Origin of the sequence: Kitasatospora sp. NPDC058063 (assembly GCF_042885395.1) — a bacterium.
In the GTDB taxonomy this organism is placed as follows: Bacteria; Actinomycetota; Actinomycetes; order Streptomycetales; family Streptomycetaceae; genus Kitasatospora; species Kitasatospora lactacystinica.
The window spans coordinates 38,651-57,723 of the sequence record NZ_JBHVSD010000028.1 but is presented as its reverse complement, the minus strand read 5'-3'; the positions used below and the strand labels follow the sequence as shown (position 1 = coordinate 57,723).

The following is a 19,073-nucleotide window of genomic DNA, read 5'->3' as shown; positions in this document are numbered from 1 at the left end:
GACCACGACAACGCTGTAGAAGTTGCCTCGGTTCCCGGTCGAACCATCAGTTTTCCGTCAAGGCCGGAACAGCGCCCCACCAGCGGCGGAACACCGTCCGGCCGCCCCGGCGGCAGCCGTCCCGGCAGCGGGGGACGCCGGGTCGGCGCTCTGGCGGGCCGTCAGGTCCGGACCTATTGTCAGCGGACATGACATATCTACGCCGCGCCGCCGGACTGGCCGCCGCGCTCACCGGAACACTCGCCGCCCTGCTGGCCCCGGCCGCCGCCCAGGCCGCCCCGGCCGGCTGCCGCACCTCCGCCACGGTGCCGCTGGACGCCGAGCAGGCCCGCCTCCAGGACGCCCGCACGACCGGCTTCACCGAGCGCTCCGGCCTGGGCGAGCTGCCCGGGGGCTTCCCCTCCGCCCTGTGCGAGGCCCGCAACGCCCGGCAGGCCGAGCGGGTGGTGACCGCCTGGGGCCGGACCCTCTGGCAGGCCGGCCTGGACCGCGCCCAGGGCCGGCGGCCGAGCGGCGAACTGCCCGCCCGGGACGACCGCCCGCTGTACTGGACCAGGCTCGCCATGACCGTCCAGCTCGCCCGCTGGCAGCCCCGGTTCGGCGTCGACCACGCCGCGCTGCGGTCCCGTTTCGAGGACGCCTCGCGCGGCCTGGACGACGGTTTCGACTCCGCCCGCGGCGTCCGGCGGATCTTCGTCAGCGGCTTCGACCCGTTCGGCCTGGACACCGAGCCGCGCCGCGCCAACCCCTCCGGCTCGGCCGTTCTGCAGTTGCACGGGCAGCGGATCACGCTCGCCGACGGCAGCACCGCGGAGGTCCGGGCGGTCGTGCTGCCGGTGCGCTACGGGGACTTCGACGGGGGCATCGTGGAGCGCGCCTTCGCCCCGCACCTGCGGCCGGGCCGGCAGTCCGCCGACCTGATCACCAGCATCAGCCAGGGCTACCCGGGCAAGTTCACCCTGGAGGAGTGGGCCGGGCGCGCCCGCTCCGCCGACCCGGCGACCGACAACGTCGCCGCGCTCTCCGGCGGCACCACCCAGCACCCGGTGGACGCCCCGGGGCTGGCCCCCGGGCCGCAGTTCGTCCGCACCACCCTGCCGACCGATGCCATGAGGGCCGTCCAGCAGCCCTACCCGGTGCTGCTCAACACCTTCGTCACCGAGATCCCGGCGGGCGCCACCGCCCCCGTGTTCCGGCCGGACGGCCCCACCCCCGGTTCCCGCGCGGTCTCCGGTGGCGGCGGCGGGTACCTCTCCAACGAAGTCGCCTACCGTTCCAACCGGCTGCGCACGATCCTCGCCCCGGGCCTGCCCGGCGGCCATCTGCACACCCCGGTCCTGACCGGCCTGCCGGCCGACCCGAACCTGCTCACCGCACCGGAGTTCGAGCGGAACGAGACCGCGATCGGCGACGAGGTGCGGGCGATCCTGAGCGCCGCCCGGCTCTGACGGACCGTCCGGGGGCGGGCGCCGGCGCACCGGCCCGCCCCCGGACGCCCGTTCAGACCGGGTCGGCGAAGCGGGTGCCCACCGCGCGGGCGCGCGACTCGGCGATCTCGGCGTAGGCGGCGTCGCGCCCCGCCCAGTGCGAGCCCTCGACGGACTTGCCGCGCTCCAGGTCCTTGTAGACCAGGAAGAAGTGGGTGATCTCCAGCAGGTCGAACCCGCGCAGGTCGTCGATGTCCCGCAGGTCCGCGTAGCGCGGGTCGCGGGACGGGACGCAGAGCACCTTCTGGTCCGGGCCGCGCTCGTCGCGCATCACCCACATGGCCACCGCCCGGCAGGTCCGCACGCAGCCGGGAACGGCCGGCTCGCCGCCGAGCACCAGGGCGTCCAGTGGTTCGCCGTCGCCGCCGAGGGTGCCCTCGACGAAGCCGTAGTCGGCCGGGTAGCGGGTGGCCGTGAAGAGGGTGCGGTCCAGGCGGATCCGGCCCGCCTCGAAGTCCATCACGTACTTGTTCCGCGACCCCTGCGGGATCTCGATCATGACCTCGAACTCCACCGCGGCCTCCTCCTCGGCTCCTGGGGGAATTGTCCGCCGTCCGGACGGCCATCGAAAGCACCCCCGCCGTTCGACCGGCGCCGCCACCCCCCGGCGCGAACGCCCCCCGCCCCGGACGGGCACCCGCGCCACCCGGACCCACACCCGCGCCCGCGCCCGCCGCAGCGGCCCGTATCGGCCCAGGTCTCGATTGTGCGGCGGAACCGACGGCCCGCCAGTTCTTCGTCCACGATTCCCCTACCGTGACGCCTGCAACAACCGTCACCACGCAAGAGGGGGCACGCCCATGTCCCGGAGCCGGAAGCTCCACCGCCTCAGCAACCCCGACGCCGACGAACGCCGCGCCCAGCGCGCGCTGTTCCGTCACCTCCGCGACGACACCAACGCCAACCGCGGCCGGATGGCCAGGCGCGTCCGCGAACTCCAACTCCTGCTGGCGATGGACCCGGTCGAGTTCGAGGGCCTCATCGGCCGGCTGATGGAGGCGATGGGCATGAAGGTCGAGCTCACCGCCCGGTCGCGGGACGGCGGCGTGGACGTCCGCGGCATCGACCCGGACCCGTTCCGGGGCGGCAACGTCATCGTGCAGGTGAAGCGGTACCGGGACACGGTGACGCCCTCCGCGGTGCGGGACCTGTACGGGACGCTGCGGCACGACCGGGACGCGACCAAGGCCGTCCTGGTCACCACCAGCAAGTTCGGCCCCAGCTCGCACCAGTTCGTCGCGGGCAAGCCGATCAGCCTGATCAACGGCTCCGAACTGGTCGGGCTGCTCAGGCACCACGGCTTCGACGAGGTGTTCGCGGACGCCCAGGACGAGGCCTCCGCCACGGCCGGCGCCCTGGACCACCTGCCCGCGATCGAGGTGGCCACCGAGCCCTCCCGACTGCTCCTGCACTGGACCGGGGAGGAGGAGTACGACATCGCCGCGCTGGTCTGCACGGGCAACGCGGCGCTCTCCGACGACCACCTGGTCTTCTACAACAACGGCTCGACGCCCGACGGTTCGGTGCGGCTGGTGACCGGCTACGGAGACGCGAACGCCTGCCTGATGGTCGACTTCGACGCGCTGCCCGCCGAGGTCGACCGGCTGGTCGTCATCGCCGCCGCCGACACCGAGAACCACCCCGGGGCCACCATGGGCGGATTCGCCGGGCCGGCGCTGATCCTGGAGGCGGGCTCCGGGCAGGACGCGGCCGTGGTGCACCTGGCGGACGGCGCGGAGACCAACACCGCGATGCGGCTCGGCCGGTTCGACCGCGATCCCTCCGGGGACTGGGAGTTCACCCCGGCGCTCGCCGGGTACCCGGGTGGGCTGCGCCAGGCCGTGACCGCGTACGGGCTCGAGGTCGTGGACGCGTGACGGGGCGGGGCACCTGGCCGCCACCGGGTGCCCCGCCGTTCAGCTCTCGTCGCAGCTCTCGTCGCAACTATCGGCACAACTCTCAGTGCACGACGGGCAGTTCCAGCACCGACCCGCGGTCGCCGCCCCAGCCGATCCGGTAGCCCGCCTGCCCGTCGGCGGGGAGGAGCTGGAAGGAGTCGGGGTTGGCGGCGGCGACGGTGAGCCTGATCCGGTCTCCGGGTCGGAACAGCACCGAGACGGGCTGGAGGTCGATGGTGACGCGTTGGGCGCGGCCCTGCGGGAAGTCCTCGGCGTCCTCGGCCGCGTAGCTGCGCGGGGTGCGCAGCCGGCGCCAGTCCGGGTTGTCGTCGCGGTCGGCCACCGCCCGCTCGGTCAGGGCCAGTTGACCCTCCGTCAGATAGGTGACCCGGCCGTCCGGGGCGACGTCCTCCAGGTAGACGTGCAGGGCGCCGCGCGCCGAGCCGGCCAGTCCGGTGACGTCGAGGGCGACCTTGCCGTTGCCGGTGACCCGGGTGTCGGCGGTCAGCGGTGCGGTGGTGTAGCTGAGCAGTTTGGCGTCGACGGCGGCGCGGTCGGGGTAACTGACCTCGTCTCCGCTGAGGTTGGTGTTCCAGCGGTCCAGCGGGCCGGTGCCCGCGGTCGGGTCGAGGCGCAGCAGGTCGGAGCCGCCGCGGCGGTCGTCCGCCAGGCCGCCGAGGGTGCCGCCCGCGCCGAGGGGGAACCGCTGGGTGCGGGTGCCGGGCACCGGCCAGCGGGTGGTGGTGCGCCAGACGCCCTCGTTGAAGGTGTAGTAGTGCACCTGCCGGCGGCCGTCGGGGCGGGCGTTCCCCCGGACGTAGCGGTCGAAGAAGTCGACCACGCGCCGGTCGTTCTCCTCGTGTTCCCGCGCGGTGAGCGGACGGGCGGGCTGGAACGGGTCGGCGAGCCAGCCGGCGCCGTGGTTCCACGGGCCGATCCAGTCGTCCTGGGTGTTGGACAGGCCGGTGAACTGGGAGAGCACCCCGTTGGCGGTGCCCGCGTCGAGCCAGCCGGCGCGGGTGAGGACGGGCACCCGGCCGGCCTCGACGGCGTCGGTCCGCTCGCCGACGCTGCCGACCGTCCAGCTCTTCGGGCCGTCCCGGTAGTCGCGGTGGACGCCGGTGTGCGCCATCTCGACGAGGTTGGCGTTGTTCGTGTGCTCGGCGCGCGCGGCGGCGAGCAGGGCCGGGCCGTCGGGCCCGTCGACCGGCCGCGGCTGGAAGCCGGTGAGGCCGACGTCCGAGCAGAGCCTGCGGGTCTGCTCGTCGGTCTCGCAGGTGGTGCCGCCGGCCCCGTCGAGGATGCGCAGCAGCAGCGCGTACTGGGCGATCCGCGGTTCGATGAGCACGCCGCCGGGGCGCACCAGGTCCTCGTACGGGTCGAAGTCGTAGGAGATGGGGGCGGCGGCGGTGATGTGGTGGTTGCCGAGGGAGGTGGCGAGCATCGCGGTGTCGCCGCCGTAGGAGATGCCGGTGGTGCCGACCCGGCCGTTGGACCAGGGCTGGGCGGCGATCCAGTCGCCGAGCGGGCCGCTGTCGGCGGTCACGTCGGCGCCGAGTTCGGAGGTGAGGGTGCCGAAGGAGGCTCCGGTGCCGCGCAGGTCGGCGGTCACGAAGGCGTAGCCGCGGGCGGTCCACCGGTCGGCCTCGCCGCTGGTGCCGCCGGGTTGGCCGGCCCGGACCCGGGCCCGCCAGTAGCGCTGGGTGACCAGGACGGTGGGCAGGTGGGCGCCGGCCCGGGTGCCCTCGGGTAGGTAGACGTCAACGGCGAGGCGGACCCCGTCCGGCATGGTCACGTAGCGCGATCGCAGATGCGGCTCGGCGGGCCCCGCGTCGGCCCCGGCGGCGGCCGCCGGGACGACCGAGACTCCGAGTGCGGCGGCAGCCGCGACCAGCGCCGCCAGCGGGCGGCGCGGTATCCCCCGCCTCATCGGACGGTCGCCTTCCGGGGGCCTTCCTCCGGGCGTACCTCGGCGCCGTGCGGGACCGTCACCACGGCGGCGTCCCCGACGTCCGCGCTGTGGAAGGGCTGCCGACCTGCCTGATTGCTCATTGCGACGACCTGGCCTCTCTCGTACGAGCGAGTAGCGTGGTCCCGTCCCCCACCGTCGATGGGACCACGCGCGCCCGGCCGTCCACCAGAGCGCTCTACCCTGAGACGACCCCGATGCGGCCCTGACCCTCCCCGGAGTCCTGGACGTGTCCGGAGTCCTGGGAGGGTCCGCCCGCCGGGCCGTCGCCGAAGTCGCGCACCGCCTCGGTGACGATCGCCTCCAGCCGGGCGTGGTGGGCGCCGCGCCAGTAGGCCTGGCCGCAGTCGGCGCACTGGGCGAAGGCGTCGTAGGAGCGCTCGGTGCCGTCCCGCAGCTGCTCGCGCACCGAGGTCTTGGTGGCCGGGTGCAGGGTGCCGTTGCAGGTGGTGCAGCGGCTCCAGGGGGCGAGCGGCGGCGCGAAGCGGGAGAGCACGTCGCGCAGTTGCTCGGCGGGGCGGTGGCTGTAGACATAGGCGCCGGCCCACAGTTCGCGCCGGCGCAGCAGTCCGCGGTCGCGGGAGAGCATGATCCGCTGTTCGGCGGCCGAGCGGGCGGCCAGGGCGGCGTCGCCGATGTCGGGGTTCTCGTACGCGGCGTCGACGCCGAGCAGGCGCAGCCGCCGGGCGAGGGTGCCGAGGTGGACGTCCAGCAGGAAGCGCGCCGGGCCGGGCACGGGTTGCGGCCTGGCCACGGCCAGGACGGCGATCTCCTCGCCGTCGGCCGGCACGTGCGTGTCGGGCACGGCCCGGCCGTCCACCAGCAGGCCGCCGACCTCGGTGAGCGGGACGCCCAACGACTCGACGACGTGGCCGAGGGTGGAGCTGCCGTCGGTGCGCAGCGCGGTGCGGCCGGCCCGCCGGGGCGCGGAGACGAAGAGGTGCAGCTCGGGGGCGAAGTCGAGCCGGATCTGAGGTCGGTCCACGCGGCCAGCATGACAGCGGGCGGCGGGCCGGGGCCACCGGGTTTCCGGCCCGCTCCCCGGGCCCGCCGTCGCGGCCTCCCGGGTCGGACCCGCCGTCGCCGCCTCCCGGGTCGGGCCCCGGCCCGACGTCCCCGGGCGGCCGCCACCGCGGCGTTCGCCGTCAGGCCCCCGGCGACGCGCCCGCGGCCACCGGCGACGGCGGTGGCACCGCGGGGCCGCGGTCCCGCGCCGCCCAGCGGGCGACCGGCCCCATCGCGTACCCCGCCGCGAGGAAGACCCCGCCGAGGACCAGCCAGCCGGCCAGGCCCCCGTCCAGCAGCAGCGTGGTGAGCAGCAGCGGACCGAGGGTGCGGGCGACGGCGACGCCGGTGCCGAAGAAGCCCTGGTACTGGCCGATCCGCCCGGCCGGGGCGAGGTCGAAGGCGATCTGCCAGCTGCCGGCCGACTGCTTCATCTCCCCGGCCACCTGCAGGACGGAGGCGGCGACCAGCAGCGCGCCGACCGCCCAGACCGGCACGTCCAGCGCGGACAGCCCGAAGACGGCGCAGGAGCCGAGCAGCAGCAGCCCGGCGGAGCGGACCGCCCGGGCGGCCGGGTCCAGCCCGGTGATGCCGTGTGCCGCCCGGACCTGGAAGGCCAGCACCGCGAGGGTGTTGAGCACGAACAGCGCCGAGCCGAGCCAGCCGATCCCAGGGGCGCGCGCGGCGATCCAGAGCGGGATGATCAGGCTGAGCAGGGGCATCCGCAGCAGCAGGACGGCGTTGACCGCGGTGACGGCGGCGTACCGGCGGTCGCGCAGCACGGCGAGCCGCGGCCCGGCGTCCGACGGCCCCGCCGGGGCCGGGGCCTCGGGCAGCCGCCGCAGGACCAGCGCGCTGAGCAGGAAGCCGAACGCGGTGACGGCGAAGGCCGAAAGGTAGGCGGCGCGGGTGCCGACGCCGAGCGCGATGCCGCCGATCGCCGCTCCAACGGCCAGTCCGCCGTTGAGGGTCGACTGGATGTGGGCGAGCAGGGCGGTGCGCTGCGCGGGCGGCACCAGGGCGGCGACCAGCGCCTGGCGGGCGGCTGTCAGGCCGGACTGCGCGGTGGCGTAGAGGCAGACCGCGAGCAGGAACAGCGGGTAGGAGCGGATCACCAGGAAGGCGGCGACCACGGCCGCCGTGCCGAGTGCGAGCGCCACCGAGGTGCGGCGCGGGCCGCGCCGGTCGGCGAGGTGGCCGAGCGGGACGCCGGCGACGGAGCCGAGTGCCCAGGCGAGGGTGAGGCCGAGCCCGAGGGCGGTCGGCGACATCCCGACGACCCGGGTGAAGTAGAGCGCGGAGCAGGTGTAGTAGGCGCCGTCGCCCACGGCGGCGGCCAACTGGGCGGCCGCGAGGGTCCGCTGGGGCCCGGCGGGCGGCAGGGCGTCCCAACGGGCGGCTCGGTCGGTCGGCATGCTCCTCCTTCTCTGGTGAGCGGGTGTCACCCGCCGGGCGGATCCGGGCGGTCACCCACACGCGTCCACCTGCGTAAACGTCTTCACGGACCGTCACCCCTGCCCGCGACCGCCGGACGGGCGGCGCGCGGAGCCGATCTCCGCGACCGCCGGTGCCGGCACGCCCCCACTCTAGGGAAAAACCGGCCCAGTGGAACGGTCCAGTGATCAAGGAATTCCCTGGGCCAATCCGTCGCGCCGCCGCACCGCCGACCGACCCCTGAACCCGCGTGCGAGAGGCGCCAGTTGGCGCCTCCGAGCCCTTCCGGGCGAGCTCGCCCCGGCCTCGCCCGCGCCTCCGAAGCGCCGTCCGTACCCGCTCCGAATCCACTCCGGCCGCCCGCCGCGAAACCGCGATCGGGCAGACCAGGGGCCAACTTTGACCGTGTTGACCCGTCAGTAGCGCCCTTTTATGCTCAACGGCGTTCGCGATCCGGCACCGGGCCGGGGCCACACCGCCCGCCCGTCCCGTCGCCGTCCCCGGCTCGAAGGGTGGCCCCCCATCAGCACCTCCACCGCCCCCTCGGACTCCCCCAGCCGACCCGGCGGCACCGACCACCCGCACACCCGCGCCCTCCCCACCGCCCCGGACACCGCCGCCGCCCCCACCGCCCCTACCGCTCCGGACACCCCTACCGCCCCGGACACCGCGGCCCCGAACGGGGCCACCCGCCGCCGGCGCTTCCTCACCTACCTGCTGGCCGCGCCCACCCTCACCGTCGCCGCCGGCCTCGACGCCGCCGCGCCCGCCCCCGCACGGGCCGCCGCCCCGACCCCCGTCCCGCGGCCCGCCCCGGCCGCCGTACCGGTCCGGGAGACCGCCCTCCCCCATCAGCTGATCGGCCTGCCCGGCATCCCCGACATCGTCGACCTCGGCGACGCGATGATCATCGCCGGCCTGCCGACCGCGCACCTGCTGGTCCTCGAAGTCACCCCCGCCGGCCGGGCCGCGCTGCACCTGCCCCGGCTGGAGGTCGGCCAGGGCCTCACCACCTCGATCGCCATGATCGTCGCCGAGGAGCTCGACGCCCGCCTCTCCGACGTCGACGTCCCGCTCTGCGACTCCCGCCCCGAGCTGCTCTTCAACCAGCTGACCGGCGGCTCCAACTCGATCCGCTCGCTCTACGACCCGGTGCGCGCCGCGGCCGCCGCCGCCCGCGCCCGGCTGGTGACCGCCGCCGCCAAGCGCTGGAACGTTCCCGCGGCCACCCTGCGCACCGCCGACTCCGCCGTCCTCGCCCCCGACGGCCGCCGACTCGGCTACGGCGACCTCGCCGCCGAGGCGGCCGAAGTCGCCGTACCGGCTGTCCCGGCCGTCCCCAAGACCCCCGACCAACTGCGCCTGGTGGGCCGGCCGACCGGCCGGATCGACGCCCGCGACATCGTCACCGGCCGCGCCAAGTACGCCGGGGACCTCCAGATCCCGGGCGCCGTGCCCACCGTGGTCGCCCGGCCGACCACCGTCAACGGCACCCTCAAGTCCCTGGACGCCTCCGCCGCCCGCGCCATGCCCGGGGTGCTCGGCGTGGTGCGGATCCCGACCGGCGTCGCCGTCCTCGCCGAGACCTTCGACCAGGCGCTCAAGGCCCGCGACGCGCTGCGCACCACCTGGAACCCGGGCCCGGTCGCGGGCCTGTCCGACGCCGACGTCCGGTCCCGGCTGCGCGCCGCCCACCTGCCCTCGCTCCCGCCGCCGCTGCTCTCCCACCGGGTGCAGGCGGAGTTCGACTTCGCCTTCGTCAACCACGCCCCGATGGAGGTGCTCACCGCCGTCGCCGACGTCCGGCCGAACCGCGCCGAGCTGTGGTTCGCCTCGCAGAGCCCGATCCTCGCCCAGGGCACCATCGCCGCCGAACTCGGCCTGCCGGAGAACGCCGTCACCGTCCACGTGGTGCGCGGCGGCGGCTCGTTCGGCCGCCGGCTGTTCTTCGACGCCGCCCTGGAGGCCGCCCAGGTCTCCAAGGCCGCCGGCCGCCCGGTCAAGCTGATGTGGACCCGCAACGACGACATGCGCCACGGCCGGGTGCGCCCGGCCAGCCACCACGTCATCCGGGCCACCTACGGCCTCGGCCAGGTGTTCAGCTGGGAGCACCACGTGGCCGGCGTCCGGACCGACCTCGGACACGGCCTCGGCGACATGCTCACCGCCGCCGGCTACAACCTCCCGCTGGCCGGGCTCACCGCCTCCGAACTGTTCTTCCTGCTCACCGAGAAGATCCCGTACGACGTCGGAGTGCCCACCCAGCTGCTCGCCGAGGTGCCGCTGGAGCTGAACACCGGAAGCTGGCGCTCGGTCTACTCGGGCACCGTCCGGGTCACCGACGAGATCATGATGGACGAACTCGCCCGCCGGATGGGCCAGGACGAGCTGGGCTTCCGCCGCGACCGGATGCGCAGCGCCGCCGGGCGGGCGGTGCTGGACGAGCTCGCCAAGCGCGGCAACTGGGGCCGCCCGATGCCTCCCGGCCAGGCCCAGGGCATCGGCTACCACGACGAGCACAGCGCCAGCGCCGGGTACCTGGTCGAGCTGGACGCCACCGACCGCGCCAACCCCCGGGTGACCAAGGCCGTCGTCGTCGCCGACGTCGGCCGGGTGATCAACCCCAGGGGCCTGGAGGCCCAGCTGACCGGTGCGCTGATCGACGGCATCTCGGTGATCCTGCAGGCCGGCAACCACCTGGACAACGGGGCCTTCCGGGAAGGAAGTTACGGCGACTTCCACTACGCCCGGCAGCGGCACACCCCGCCGGTGGTCGAGGTCCACCTGATGCCGCCGAGCGGACCGCCCGGCGGCGCGGGCGAGCTGGGCGTCCCGGCCGCCTCGGCCGCCGTCGCCAACGCCTACGCCCGCGCGACCGGCACCAGCCCCCGCTCCTTCCCGATCCTCTTCTGACCCCCGGCACCATCCGACCACCTGCTGAGGAATCCCGACTCCCCATGCCCACCCACACCTTCGTCCTCAACGGGCGGCCCGTCAGCGTCGAGGCCCCGGACGACATGCCGCTGCTCTGGGTCCTGCGCGACAAGCTCGGCGTCACCGGCCCCAAGTACGGCTGCGGGGTGGGCGTCTGCCGCGCCTGCACCAGCCACCTGGACGGCGAGGAGTTCCAGCCCTGCACCCGGTCCGTCAAGGACTGCGGGGGCCGTACCGTCACCACCATCGAGGGCCTGGCCGACGGCGAGGTCCTCCACCCCGTCCAGGAGGCCTGGCTCGCCTGCGACGTCGCCCAGTGCGGCTTCTGCCAGCCCGGCCAGATCATGACCGCCGTCGCCCTGCTGCGCCGCACCCCGAACCCGACGGACGCGGACATCGACCGGATCCAGAACGTCTGCCGCTGCGGCACCTACCCGCGCATCCGCGAGGCGATCAAGCAGGCCGCCGCGCGGCAGGCCGCCAAGCCCTGAGCCGCCCCGAGTCGGCTTGAACCGCCCTGGGCCGCCCTGGGCCGCCGTGGGCCGACCGGCACCCTGCGGCCCCTGGTCCGGCCGGCCCGGAGCACCTAGGCTTGCCGGACCACGTCGCCGAGCCGGCAAGGATGACGCATGATCAGGCGCCGTTCACTGCTCGCCCTCGCGGGCCTGGGAGGCTCCGCCGCCCTGCTGCCCGCCGGGCCCGCCCTGGCCGCCCCGCCGCGGACTGTCGACCTGCCCGCACCGCCGCGCACCATCGACCTGCCCGCGCCCACCGTCGGCCGGCCGGTCGGCACCACGAGCCTGCACCTGGTGGACCACGACCGACCCGACCCGTTCGCACCCACCCCCGGCCCGCGCGAGCTGATGGTGCAGTTCTGGTACCCGGCGCGCGGCACCGCCGGCCGGCCCCGCGCGCCCTACACCACCCCCCGGGTCGCGGCCGCGATCGAGCGGATCCTGCCGCTGGACCCGGGCACCCTCGACCTGGTCCGCCCCACCGCCCGCGCCGGCGCACCCGCCCACCCCGGCCCGCTCCCGCTGCTGCTGCTCGGCCACGGCCGCACCGGCGGACGCAGCAACTGCACCGCGCTGGCCGAGGAGTTGGCCGCGCACGGCTACCTCGTCGCGGCCGTCGACCACACCTACGACGCCGCCGCCGTGGAGTTCCCGGACGGCCGGCTGGTGCGCAGCGTCCTGCTGGAGGATCCGCCGGACTGGGACGCCGCCGAGCGCAAGGAGATCGCCGCGCGGGTCGGCGACCTGCGCTTCGTCACCGATGAACTGACCGACGGCCGACTGCCGTTCCGGGTCGACGAGGAGCGGATCGGCGTGCTCGGCCACTCCATGGGCGGAGCCGCGGCCGCCGAGGCACTGCGTCTGGACCCGCGCTTCCGGATCGGCCTCGACCTCGACGGCGGCCTGTTCGGCTCTCCCGTCCCGGAGCTCGGGCTGGACCGGCCGTTCCTGCTGCTCACCTCGATCGACGACCACGACACCTGGCAGCGCTGGCGCGAGCACCACCACGCCTGGGGCCGCCAACTGCGCACCCTGGGCGCGGGCCACCTCACTTTCACCGACCTGCCGCACGCCGCCGTCCCGGGCAACCTCCCGGCCCACCTGCCCCCCGAGGTCTACACCACCCTGCTCGGCACCATCGCCCCCGCCCGCGCCACGGCGCTCACCCGCACCTACGTCCGGGCCTTCGCCGACCACTTCCTCCTCGGCCGCCCCGCCCCGCTCCTCGACGCCCCGTCCCCGCGCCACCCGGAGATCGAGTTCCGCTGGAGCCACTCGTAGGCACCCCGGCGCCGGGGTGCGCGCATCGCACGGCGCAGCCGGGAGCACCTCCCGGCCGCCGGGCCGGGGCGCGCCTCCCCGCAGCCGGGGGTCCGAAGAGAGGCCCTGCCTAACCCATCGGGCCCGCCGCCGGGTCGCGGCCGAAGAAGGCGGCGAGCCGGTCGTACGCCGGGGCGTCGTCGGGGACGGCGACGGCGGGGCCGAAGGCGTGCCGCTCCTCCTCCGCGCCGCGGTACTCGGGCTTGAGCGCACCGCCGGCCCAGGCGAGCGCGGCGAGCGCGACCTCGTGGTCCAGGCCCTCGGTGGACTGGCCGGTGGCGTGGGCCAGGTCCCAGCCGTGGACGGCGAATTCGGCGGTCTGCTGGTCGACCGGGAAGCGGGCCGGCAGGGCGCCGAAGCCGGGGACCTCCAGGGTGCCGCCGAGGTCGCCGGCCGCGCGCCAGGCGTCGACCAGTTCCTCCGCCCCGGCCTCGAAGGCGTGCAGCCAGTCGTCCTCGACCCGTTCGAAGGGCTGCGACCAGTCCGGCTGCCCGCCCTTCGCCCGTACGGTGAACTGCCGCAGGTCGTACAGGAGGTGGCTGATCAGGTCGCCGACGTCCCAGGAGCGGCAGGGCGTCGGGTGGCCGGCCAGCTCGACGCCGGTGCCGTCGATCAGCCCGGCGGTCTGCGCGAGGGCCCGGGCGAGCAGCCCGATCGGGTCTTCCGCTGCGGTCATGGCACACCTCTCGGTACGGGGTCCCGGTGCGGGAGCACGGGTCGTGCCGGGCGATCGTAAGCGCGGGCGCCGACAACCGCCCGGCACGACACCGTGCCGTGCCGCCGGGTCCCGCGCGTCAGGCGGCGAAGCCGCCGTCCACCGCCAGCTCGGCGCCGGTGACGTACCGGCCGTCCTCGCCCGCCAGGTAGGCGACGGCGGCGGCGACGTCCGCGCCGGTGCCGAAGCGGCCCAGCGCGGTGAGCCCGCTCTGGAACTCCGCCGACGGGCCGTCGACCGGGTTCATGTCGGTGTCGATCGGCCCCGGGTGGACCAGGTTGGCGGTGATCCCGCGCGGCCCGAGCTCCCGGGCCAGCGCCTTGGTCAGGCCGATCAGCGCGGCCTTGCTGGTCGCGTACAGCGTGGCGCCGGGGAAGGCGACGCGCTGGGCGATGCAGCTGCCGACCGTGACGATCCGTCCGCCCTCGGCCAGGTGCGCGGAGGCCGCCCGGGCGTAGAGGAAGGGTGCCCGGACGTTCACCTCCAGCACCCGGTCGACGTCCGCCAGGGTGAGGTCGCCGATCGGGCCGAGGACGCCGACACCCGCGTTGTTCACCAGGACGTCCAGCTTCCCGAACCGCTCGACGACGGCCTCGACCACGCCCTCCACCGCCTGCGGGTCGGCGCTGTCCGCCCGTACGGCCCAGCCGGTCCGCCCCATCGCGGTGATCTTCGCGGCGATCTCCTCGGCCCGCTCCGCACCGCCCTGGTAGGTCACCACCACGTCGGCGCCGTCCTCGGCCAGCCGCAGGGCGACCGCCGCCCCGATTCCCCGGCTGCCGCCGGTCACCAGGGCCACCTTGCCGTCGAGCACCGTCGCACCGTTCATCGTCATATCTCCAGAACTCCTCGTTCCGATCTCGGACATGACTCGATCCTGGTCCGACGGGCTTCAAACCTCCGGCGGTATTCGGACGTTGCGTTCAACGTTCAACAATTCCGTGCGGCGCCCCTCACCCCGGCGCACACGCCCGCTGGTGATAGAACGACCCGACCGCCGGCTGACCCGTCCAGTTGGGCCCGGCCGCCGGGTCGGCTCCGGCGTAGGCGAAGGGCAGCGCGACCTTCCGCCCGCCGTCCAGGACCAGCAGGTGCCGGCGCGCCCGGTACTCGAAGCCGGCCGACCGCAGCGCCGCCACCACCGCGCGGGCCGCGCCGGAGCCGTCCGGGCGGCGCACCGACTCCGGGTCGAAGTGCGCGGCGAACCGGCCGTCCGGGGTCAGCCAGGAGGCGGCGCGGGTGATCGCACCGAGCTGGTCGCCGAGGTAGTGCAGCCCGTGCACACAGGTGATCAGGTCGTAGGACCGCTCCGGCTCCCAGTCCGCCACCGCCGCCGTGACCAGGCGCAGGTGCGGCAGCTCCGCCAGGTCCGGCGGCGGGGCCGGCGGGCCGACCAGGTCCACACCGGTCAGCTCCACGACCGCCCCCGGGGTCCGGCTCCGGGCCGCCGCCAGCAGCGCCCGGCCCTCGCCGCTGCACAGGTCCAGCCACCCCGGCGTCGCACCCCCGTGCTCCACCAGCCAGGCGAGCGGGTCGAAGCCGAGCTCGCGGGCGTAGCTGTTCACCCCGGTGAGCCCGCGCTCGCGGTTCATCGTGCTGTTGGCCACCACCGGGGAGGCGGTGAGCTCACTGTCGTCGATCAGTCGGACCATCGGCCGACCCTACCGGCGAGGGGCGCGACGGCCGACCGCACGCGGAGGACGGGGCCCCGCAAGGGCCTGCCAGGGCCCACCAGGGCTCGCAGCGGGCCGTAACGGGCCGTTAACGGCCCGCGAACGCACCGGAACCGGCCGGAGCGGCCACCCCGTCCAGGGTGGCCGCTCCGGCCGGTCGGCAGGGCTCCGTCGGGCGGCTCCCCGCCGGACGGCCTCCCGTCGAAGGGTCAGACCGTCAGCGTCTGGCCCGGGAAGATCAGGTCCGGGTCGCCACCGATGGTGCGCACGTTCTTGCGGTAGAGGCTGTCCGTGTCGGTGCCGAACTTGGCCGCGATCTCGCTCAGGGTGTCACCGCTCCTGACGGTGTAGCCGCCCGCGGCGGTGTTCTTCGGCGCGACCGGCGCGGACTGGGCCGGCTTGGCCGAGGGCTGCCCCTGGGGCGCCTGCTGCGCGGCGGCGGCCTTGGGGGCGGCGGGCTTGGCGGGCTTGGCCGCGGGCGCGGCGGCGGGCTTGGCGGGCTTGGCCGCCTTCGCGGCCGGCTTGGCCTCCGCACCGCCCGAGGTGTCGACGGCGGCCGGGGCGCCGCCCCTGCTCAGACCCGCCTTCTGCGAGCAGACCGGCCAGGCACCCGGGCCCTGCGAGGCGAGGACCTTCTCCGCGACGGCGATCTGCTGCGCCCTGCTCGCCTTGCTGGCCTGGGAGGCGTACGCGGTCCCGCCGTAAGCGGCCCAGGTGGACGGGGAGAACTGCAGTCCGCCGTGGAAGCCGTTGCCGGTGCTGATGCTCCAGTTCCCGCCGCTCTCGCACTGGGCGACGGCGTCCCAGGTGGAGGCGGTAGCGGCGGAGGCCGAGGTGGCCGTGACGAGGCCGGCCACCGGCAGGGCCGCGACGGCGGCGCCCGCGACGACCGCCATCCGAACGCGGCGGCGCTTGGGGGTGGCGGTGGTGTCGGTGGCAGCGGCGGTCTCGTGACGGGGATTCATACAAGTCCTCTCGACAAGTCCCGGGTGGGCATGCGGAACCAGGCCCGGGACATGGGCCGGCAGTTTTTCGCTCACCTCACTCGACGGGCGGCCGGACACGTGTCGGACGTGCCGTGCCGCCCCGGTCACCTCCGCACGCCGACGGCCTGTTGGAGCCGGCCTCGTCGGCGGGCACCGCCCTCGCGCCGCTGGTCAGGCGGCGGGCAGTGCGTCGGGGTGGACCCGGGTGGCGCTCGTTGCGCCGCCAATGAAGCTAGGGGGCATCACCCGGACGCAGCAAGCAATTCTTGGACGTCGCAGGTCAGTTGACTGTTACCGGCGGTATTGATCAAGAAGATGCGCCTGATTTGAATACTTTTGACCGAATTTTCAAGATCGAATGATCGAAATCCGTGCCCTCGCTCACACCTATCCCTCCGAGAAAGCTCACGCGCCATCCACACGGAGGAATCGTCAGCTGACGCACCGTCACCATCCGGTCCGGAGTTCCCGGTTCCGCGCCGCCGCCGAGTGGCATCCGTCACGCCCGACACGCACCGCGATCGAAAGGGGACTTTCAGTGACGGCCGTCGAGCTCCGCGTCCCGGGCCAACAACGCCGCCTGGACCCGGTTCTCGCAGCCCAGCTTGGCCAGGATCCGGCTGACGTAGGTCTTCACCGTCGCCTCGCTCATGTGGATCCGCGCCCCCGCGTCGGCATTGGACAGACCCTCTCCGAGCAGCGCCAACACCTCCAGCTCGCGCGGGGTGAGCACCTCCAGCCGGCGCCGCGCCGCCACCGCGCGGGCGGCCAGCGAGGCACTGCGGCCGGAGGCCAGCGAGTCGACGATGTGCCGGGTGGCGGCCGGCGAGAGGAAGGCGTTGCCGCCCGCCGCCGCCCGGACGGCCTGGATCAGCTCGTTCGGCGCGGTGTCCTTGAGCAGGAAGCCGGCACCGCCCTCGGTCACGGCGCGCAGGACGTTCTCGCGCTCCCCGAAGGTGGTGAGGATCAGGGCCCGCGCGCCGGGGGCGACCCTCGCCAGCTCCCCGAGCGCCGTCAGCCCGTCCATCACCGGCATCTGAATGTCCAGCAGCACCACGTCCACCCGGTGCGCCCGCGCGAGCTCCAGCGCCTCGCGCCCGTCGGCGGCCTCCGCGACCACCTCGATGTCGGCGGCGGAGCCGAGGATCATCCTGATCCCGGCCCGGATCAGCGGCTCGTCGTCGGCGACGAGGACTCGGATCACGCTGGTCATTCCCCTCGAACGGTGCTTCGGCTGCGGCACCATCCTCACATCCCGGCGGGACCGCTCCGAACCACCCCGATCCGGACCACCCTGCTCCGAAACCGGCCCGGCCCGCCCCGCCGGGGCACCCGCCCGCGCACGGGAGCACTCAGCCCCTGGCGACGTACTCCTGCTTCTCCACCAACGCCCCGTCCCGGAAGCAGAATCGCGCCACGTGCTCCTCGTTCCAGCCGGCTCCGGGCGCACCGTTCAGGACGAACCAGCGGCAGTGCGCGCCCGCCGGCACCTCGGGCCCCGTCCCCTTATAGGTGTCGGTGAAGAAGTTGTTGCCGCGCGGCAGCGTCTGCAGCACCTCGGCCTCGGCGGTGCCGACCCTGATCTGGTCGTACATCGGCTTCTGCACGGTCGCGTCGTTGGTGCCCTGGACGAAGGCGATCACGCCCCAGACCACCAGGCCGAGCACGATCAGCGCGACCGCGACCACCCCGAGCGCGCAGCCCATCGCCGGGCTGCGCCGCCCGCGCTCCGGCTCCTCGACGGGCGGCAGGCCGTCCAGCATCCAGTCCTCGGCCCCGCCCGTCGCCGCCGCCGCGTCCTGCTCCGCTCCCTCGTACGGGAGCACGGCCGCCAGCCGGAAGCCCTGCTCCGGCGTGGGCCCGGCGTGCACCATGCCGCCGACCAGCCTCGCGCGCTCCCGCAGGCCGGTCAGCCCCTGACCGCCGCTGACCGCCGCGCCCGCGCCGCCGCGTGCGCCCACGAGTTCCGGCGCGCGGGTGTTGCTCACCTCCACCACCAGCGCGTCCGGCTCGTACCGCAGCGCGACGGCGATCGGCGCGCCCGGGGCGTGCTTGTGCGCGTTGGTGAGCGCCTCCTGCACGATCCGGTACGCCGCGTGGTCGACGGCGGCCGCCAGCGGACGCCGGCCGCCCTCCACGGTGAGGTCGACCTCCGCCCCGGCCGCCCGGGAGGACTCCACCAGACCGCCGATCCCGTCCACCCCGCCCCGGGCCGGCGGGCCGGCGGCGGCCGTCCCGGCGCTCGGCGGCAGCGCCGTCGACTCGTCGTGCAGCACCCCGACCACCTCGCGCAGCTCGCGCATCGCCGCGACCGCCGCCTGCCGCAGCACCCCGACCGCCTCGCGCTGCCGGTCGGTGAGCGTCCGGTCCACCTCCAGCGCACCCGAGTGCACCGAGATCAGCGCCAGCTGGTGGCCCAGGCTGTCGTGCATGTCCTGGGCGATCCGGTGCCGTTCGCGCAGCCGCGCCTGGTGCGCCACCATGACCCGCTCGCGCAGCAGCTGCTCGTTGCGCTCGCGCAGCGCGTCCAGCAGGGCGCGGCGCTGCGCCCGGTAGCGGCCGTAGAGCGCCGGCAGCACGGCGATCACGAGGAAGAAGCCGAGCGACAGCGACAGCACCAGCTTCGGCGAGAGCGAGGCGACGTCCTTCACCACTCCCGTCACCGTGAACAGCACCCAGCCCACGACGAAGGCGCCGACCAGCGACCAGACCCGGCGGATCCGCGCGCCGGCCGTCCAGCCCGCGCACACCAGCAGCGGCATCGGTCCGACCGACCAGCCGGCCAGGGCCGCGGCGGCGAGCAGCACGGTGGCCGGCAGACCCTTGCGCAGCACCCACAGCACCGCGACGGCGAGGCCCAGGGGCAGCGCCAGGCCGGTGTTGGCGAGCAGCTCCAACAGCGCGGCGAACCCGCCCATCAGCAGGGCGGCCACCGCCTCGCCCACCACCCGCCGGGGCCGCCAGGGCCCCGGCAGCGCCGTCCGTACCACCGTGTTCCAGGCCCGCGCGATCGCTTCCACGCACCGAGGCTATCGGTCCGGCCGGGGCACCCGCCGTCCTCCTTCGTCGCGGCCCCCGCCGACGAAAGTCGCCTGGTCGGCCCGCCGGACCACCTGCCGGACCACCCGCCGGACCGA

Annotated in this window: 16 protein-coding genes; 5 read left to right on the top strand and 11 right to left on the bottom strand. The window is 75.1% G+C overall.

Annotated elements, in window-relative coordinates; genetic code table 11:
- The first annotated feature begins 188 nt into the window (after positions 1-188).
- Entirely contained in the window at positions 189-1,448 is a 1,260-nt protein-coding gene (locus ACFVUY_RS35665; protein ID WP_387736385.1) for a pyroglutamyl peptidase, read from the top strand.
- Positions 1,449-1,500: 52 nt separating this feature from the next.
- Here the strand turns inward: ACFVUY_RS35665 and ACFVUY_RS35660 are convergent, their stop codons facing one another.
- Positions 1,501-2,001, bottom strand: coding sequence for an inorganic diphosphatase (locus tag ACFVUY_RS35660; protein WP_387736384.1), 501 nt, complete (start codon positions 1,999-2,001; stop codon positions 1,501-1,503).
- 286 nt (positions 2,002-2,287) lie between these two features.
- On the opposite strand from ACFVUY_RS35660, the gene ACFVUY_RS35655 reads away from it, so the two are divergent.
- Positions 2,288-3,364 (top strand): restriction endonuclease, encoded by a 1,077-nt coding sequence (locus ACFVUY_RS35655; protein ID WP_387693509.1) that lies wholly within the window; start codon positions 2,288-2,290, stop codon positions 3,362-3,364.
- 82 nt (positions 3,365-3,446) lie between these two features.
- Here the strand turns inward: ACFVUY_RS35655 and ACFVUY_RS35650 are convergent, their stop codons facing one another.
- From ACFVUY_RS35650 to ACFVUY_RS35635, 4 genes are all read right to left on the bottom strand, one after another.
- A complete protein-coding gene (locus ACFVUY_RS35650; protein ID WP_387736383.1) occupies positions 3,447-5,315 on the bottom strand; it encodes a CocE/NonD family hydrolase in 1,869 nt (622 codons plus the stop codon).
- Entirely contained in the window at positions 5,312-5,437 is a 126-nt protein-coding gene (locus ACFVUY_RS35645) for a hypothetical protein (protein ID WP_387693507.1), read from the bottom strand. The genes ACFVUY_RS35650 and ACFVUY_RS35645 overlap by 4 nt, the downstream gene beginning before the upstream one ends.
- A 95-nt stretch (positions 5,438-5,532) precedes the next feature.
- Positions 5,533-6,339, bottom strand: coding sequence for a Mut7-C RNAse domain-containing protein (locus ACFVUY_RS35640; protein WP_387736382.1), 807 nt, complete (start codon positions 6,337-6,339; stop codon positions 5,533-5,535).
- Between the two features lie 160 nt (positions 6,340-6,499).
- Positions 6,500-7,774 (bottom strand): MFS transporter, encoded by a 1,275-nt coding sequence (locus ACFVUY_RS35635; RefSeq protein WP_387693505.1) that lies wholly within the window; start codon positions 7,772-7,774, stop codon positions 6,500-6,502.
- Between the two features lie 451 nt (positions 7,775-8,225).
- Between ACFVUY_RS35635 and ACFVUY_RS35630 the strand changes: the two genes are divergently transcribed.
- The 3 genes from ACFVUY_RS35630 to ACFVUY_RS35620 all read left to right on the top strand — a co-directional run bounded on the left by ACFVUY_RS35630 (position 8,226) and on the right by ACFVUY_RS35620 (position 12,523).
- Positions 8,226-10,706, top strand: a complete 2,481-nt coding sequence (locus ACFVUY_RS35630) for a molybdopterin cofactor-binding domain-containing protein (RefSeq protein WP_387736381.1) — start codon at positions 8,226-8,228, stop codon at positions 10,704-10,706.
- A gap of 44 nt (positions 10,707-10,750) precedes the next feature.
- Complete coding sequence (locus ACFVUY_RS35625) at positions 10,751-11,218, top strand: (2Fe-2S)-binding protein (protein ID WP_387693503.1); 468 nt, start codon at positions 10,751-10,753, stop codon at positions 11,216-11,218.
- A gap of 138 nt (positions 11,219-11,356) precedes the next feature.
- On the top strand, positions 11,357-12,523 hold the full coding sequence (locus ACFVUY_RS35620) for an alpha/beta hydrolase (RefSeq protein ID WP_387736380.1): 1,167 nt from the start codon (positions 11,357-11,359) through the stop codon (positions 12,521-12,523).
- Positions 12,524-12,632: 109 nt separating this feature from the next.
- Here ACFVUY_RS35620 and ACFVUY_RS35615 read toward each other — a convergent pair whose 3' ends face one another.
- From ACFVUY_RS35615 to ACFVUY_RS35590, 6 genes are all read right to left on the bottom strand, one after another.
- A complete protein-coding gene (locus tag ACFVUY_RS35615; RefSeq protein ID WP_387736379.1) occupies positions 12,633-13,238 on the bottom strand; it encodes a TIGR03086 family metal-binding protein in 606 nt (201 codons plus the stop codon).
- A 118-nt stretch (positions 13,239-13,356) separates the two neighbouring features.
- A complete protein-coding gene (locus ACFVUY_RS35610; protein ID WP_387693500.1) occupies positions 13,357-14,112 on the bottom strand; it encodes an SDR family NAD(P)-dependent oxidoreductase in 756 nt (251 codons plus the stop codon).
- A 118-nt stretch (positions 14,113-14,230) separates the two neighbouring features.
- Positions 14,231-14,929: a class I SAM-dependent methyltransferase gene (locus tag ACFVUY_RS35605; protein ID WP_387736378.1), complete on the bottom strand. Its 699-nt coding sequence runs from the start codon at positions 14,927-14,929 to the stop codon at positions 14,231-14,233.
- 230 nt (positions 14,930-15,159) lie between these two features.
- The gene (locus ACFVUY_RS35600) at positions 15,160-15,915 is read right to left on the bottom strand and encodes a transglycosylase family protein (RefSeq protein ID WP_387736377.1); all 756 of its coding nucleotides are present in this window, start codon (positions 15,913-15,915) and stop codon (positions 15,160-15,162) included.
- Between the two features lie 556 nt (positions 15,916-16,471).
- Entirely contained in the window at positions 16,472-17,140 is a 669-nt protein-coding gene (locus ACFVUY_RS35595) for a response regulator (protein WP_387693569.1), read from the bottom strand.
- A gap of 148 nt (positions 17,141-17,288) precedes the next feature.
- Entirely contained in the window at positions 17,289-18,956 is a 1,668-nt protein-coding gene (locus ACFVUY_RS35590; protein WP_387693497.1) for a sensor histidine kinase, read from the bottom strand.
- Positions 18,957-19,073: the final 117 nt, after the last annotated feature.

Excerpts from the sequence above, each read along its gene's own strand:
- ACFVUY_RS35645 (WP_387693507.1), bottom strand. The coding sequence starts at position 5,437 with ATGAGCAATCAGGCAGGTCGGCAGCCCTTCCACAGCGCGGACGTCGGG.
- ACFVUY_RS35655 (WP_387693509.1), top strand. The coding sequence starts at position 2,288 with ATGTCCCGGAGCCGGAAGCTCCACCGCCTCAGCAACCCCGACGCCGAC.
- ACFVUY_RS35625 (WP_387693503.1), top strand. The coding sequence starts at position 10,751 with ATGCCCACCCACACCTTCGTCCTCAACGGGCGGCCCGTCAGCGTCGAG.
- ACFVUY_RS35605 (WP_387736378.1), bottom strand. The coding sequence starts at position 14,929 with ATGGTCCGACTGATCGACGACAGTGAGCTCACCGCCTCCCCGGTGGTG.
- ACFVUY_RS35610 (WP_387693500.1), bottom strand. The coding sequence starts at position 14,112 with ATGACGATGAACGGTGCGACGGTGCTCGACGGCAAGGTGGCCCTGGTG.
- ACFVUY_RS35635 (WP_387693505.1), bottom strand. The coding sequence starts at position 7,774 with ATGCCGACCGACCGAGCCGCCCGTTGGGACGCCCTGCCGCCCGCCGGG.
- ACFVUY_RS35650 (WP_387736383.1), bottom strand. The coding sequence starts at position 5,315 with ATGAGGCGGGGGATACCGCGCCGCCCGCTGGCGGCGCTGGTCGCGGCT.
- ACFVUY_RS35620 (WP_387736380.1), top strand. The coding sequence starts at position 11,357 with ATGATCAGGCGCCGTTCACTGCTCGCCCTCGCGGGCCTGGGAGGCTCC.
- ACFVUY_RS35665 (WP_387736385.1), top strand. The coding sequence starts at position 189 with ATGACATATCTACGCCGCGCCGCCGGACTGGCCGCCGCGCTCACCGGA.
- ACFVUY_RS35600 (WP_387736377.1), bottom strand. The coding sequence starts at position 15,915 with ATGAATCCCCGTCACGAGACCGCCGCTGCCACCGACACCACCGCCACC.
- ACFVUY_RS35630 (WP_387736381.1), top strand. The coding sequence starts at position 8,226 with ATGCTCAACGGCGTTCGCGATCCGGCACCGGGCCGGGGCCACACCGCC.
- ACFVUY_RS35615 (WP_387736379.1), bottom strand. The coding sequence starts at position 13,238 with ATGACCGCAGCGGAAGACCCGATCGGGCTGCTCGCCCGGGCCCTCGCG.